This window comes from Oceaniradius stylonematis, assembly GCF_003149475.2.
Classification (GTDB): domain Bacteria; phylum Pseudomonadota; class Alphaproteobacteria; order Rhizobiales; family Rhizobiaceae; genus Roseitalea; species Roseitalea stylonematis.
This window is the reverse complement of record NZ_QFWV02000021.1, coordinates 1-1990: the sequence shown is the minus strand read 5'-3', so window position 1 is coordinate 1990 and position 1990 is coordinate 1. Positions and strand designations below refer to the sequence as shown.

Sequence of the window (1990 nt, the reverse complement as noted above, 5' to 3'; positions counted from 1 at the left end):
CCGGCACCGGCTTCTTCTACATCCCGGGCACCGAAACCTGCCTGCGCATCCACGGCTATGTCCGTTACGACCTGGGCTTTGGTGAGCTGAACCAGGTGACTGCTGCTGACGGTGAGGGCACATGGAACACGCGCGCTCGCGCTTCGTTCCGCGTCTCGACCTGGGCCGACACCGAGTATGGCCCGCTGCGGACCTACGTCGAAACCCGCTGGCAGTATGACACCAACGGTGCTCAGAACCAGCGTGTCGTCAACGGCAACAACCCGGACTGGACGCTTGGCCCGAACGGCTACCGGAACGCAGGCGAGTTCTCGATCAACTTCGCCTACATCGATCTGGCCGGCCTGCGCATCGGTAAGGACGAATCGTTCTTCACCACCTTCACCGGCTACGGCGGCGCGGTCATCAACGATACGACCGCTGGCGGTTATGGTCCGTTCGACACGAACCTGATCAGCTACACCTTCAACAGTGGCGCGTTCTCGGCTGGTGTCTCGCTCGAACAGGGCAGCAGCAACTACTTCACCGACAACACGTTCGGTGGCGTGTACGACGCTCACATCGGTTGGGGCATTGACGACTATGTGCCGCACATCGTTGCCGGTGCTGGTTACGACAGCGGTGCTTTCCAGATCCGCGGTGTTCTGGGTTACGACACGCGCAACAACGTTGTCAGCCCGCAGCTCGGCCTTCTGCGTCAGGGCGGTTGGTCCGGTAAGATCCGTGGTGACGTGTCGTTCGATCCGTTCTCGGCCTTCTTGATGGTCATGTACGGTGAAAACTCCTCGGCTTACACCACTTGGGCCAACGGCCCGGTCACGGCTGAAACGCTGTCGATCATCGGTGGTGCTTCGTTCGACTTCACCGACCAGGCAACCTTCAACACCCAGGTTCAGTGGGCCGAAGGCAACGGCATCGGTGATGAGTGGGCAGTTGCTGCCAACATCAACTACGAGATCACCGACGGCTTCATCGTCCGTCCGGAAGTTGTTTACTACAACAACAATGCCGGCAACGACGTCTTCGGCGGCACGCTGCGCTTCCAGCGCTCGTTCTGATCACCTGACATTCGTCAGTTGAAGGAAAACCCGGCAGGCAACTGCCGGGTTTTTCGTTTTGGGGATCGACCCGGCCGCAAGGCGCAATCGGCCGTCATCCGGCGCACAGAACGCAGGCGATCGGGTGTCTGCTCAGAATTTCAGCTTGCCGACGAAGCCCTCGACAGGCGCCAGCGCCCCGGGTGTATGCAGCATCGGCGCGTGGCCCTGGCCCCTGACCGCCGCCGCCGTCAATGACGGGTGAATGGACCGCATGGTCCGCACCGTCTCTTCGGCCAGAAGCGATGAGTTTTCGCCGCGCAGCACCAGAACCGGCACCCGTTTGAGCCCTGCAAACTGCGGCCACATGGTGGGCAGACGTTCTCCCAGATCGATGTCGGTCAATGTGCGCACGAGCGCCGGATCGTGATCGGGTCGGATCTGGCCGTCGATCTCCCGGTAACGGCCGAAGGCTTCGAAGGCCCAGTCTGCGTCCTCAAGGGCGGTGAACGATTTGTCCATCACCGTCTTCTGGATGGCGACCGCGTCCGTCCAATCGCGCGGGCGCGGCATCTTCTTCAGATAGAGCCGGATCTGCGTCAGTCCGGCCCCCTCGATCACCGGCCCGATATCGTTAAGAATGGCGGCGCGGATGGCGCCCGGGCGCATGGCGGTCAGCAGCATGGTCACGATCCCGCCGCGTGAAGTGCCGACGAAGATCGCATGCTCGATGTTCAGTGCCGTCAGGCCGGAAACCACGTCGTCGGCTTCGGTCAGCACATTGTAGTTGCGCCAGTCCTTGTCATGGCCCGACAAGCCGCGTCCGCGGAAGTCGAACGCGTAGACCCGGCGCGGGTTTTTGGCATGGTTGGCGAAATGATGCGCAAGGCCGAGGAAGTCGCGGCTGTTGCGGCTGAGGCCGGGCAGACAGACGACCGGCGCAAGGCCGTTGT

At 62.1% G+C, this 1990-nt stretch carries 2 protein-coding genes; one reads left to right on the top strand and one right to left on the bottom strand.

Translation table 11 applies throughout. The features are described 5' to 3' along the window. On the top strand, positions 1 to 1058 hold a 1058-nt coding region (locus DEM25_RS17460), incomplete at its 5' end, for a porin (RefSeq protein ID WP_147393355.1). A gap of 132 nt (positions 1059 to 1190) precedes the next feature. Here the strand turns inward: DEM25_RS17460 and DEM25_RS17455 are convergent. Next, positions 1191 to 1990: alpha/beta fold hydrolase (locus DEM25_RS17455; RefSeq protein ID WP_147393354.1), on the bottom strand; the 800-nt coding region annotated here is incomplete at its 5' end.